Consider the following 379-nt stretch of genomic DNA (forward strand, 5'->3'; position numbering starts at 1 on the left):
TTTCATTTCTTATTACGGAGAAATGAAACAGTGTGTCGTTTCAATTTTCAGCTTGATCCAGATTTTTAAAGAGCAAATATCTCAAACGTGACTCGTAAGTCAGTTTTGAGATACTTCGGTCGGCGACTTTCACTCACACATACCAGCAAGTGGCGTCCCCTAGGGGATTCGAACCCCTGTTACCGCCGTGAAAGGGCGGTGTCCTGGGCCTCTAGACGAAGGGGACACTGAAGTCTCAATCGCAAGACGCCTTGCTATTTACTTTTCATCAGACAATCTGTGTGAGCACTACAAAGGCAGGTTCTTTAAGGTAAGGAGGTGATCCAACCGCAGGTTCCCCTACGGTTACCTTGTTACGACTTCACCCCAGTCATGAATC

At 46.7% G+C, this 379-nt stretch carries 1 tRNA gene and 1 rRNA gene; both read right to left on the minus strand.

Annotation, left to right across the window (positions count from 1 at the left end):
• Positions 1-150: 150 nt before the first annotated feature.
• Positions 151-226 (minus strand) — tRNA-Glu (locus OGY68_RS00055).
• 85 nt (positions 227-311) lie between these two features.
• Positions 312-379, minus strand: a 16S ribosomal RNA gene (locus OGY68_RS00060); the annotation flags it as partial.

The organism is Citrobacter sp. Cpo065, from assembly GCF_030332805.1.
GTDB classification, from domain to species: Bacteria; Pseudomonadota; Gammaproteobacteria; order Enterobacterales; family Enterobacteriaceae; genus Citrobacter; species Citrobacter portucalensis.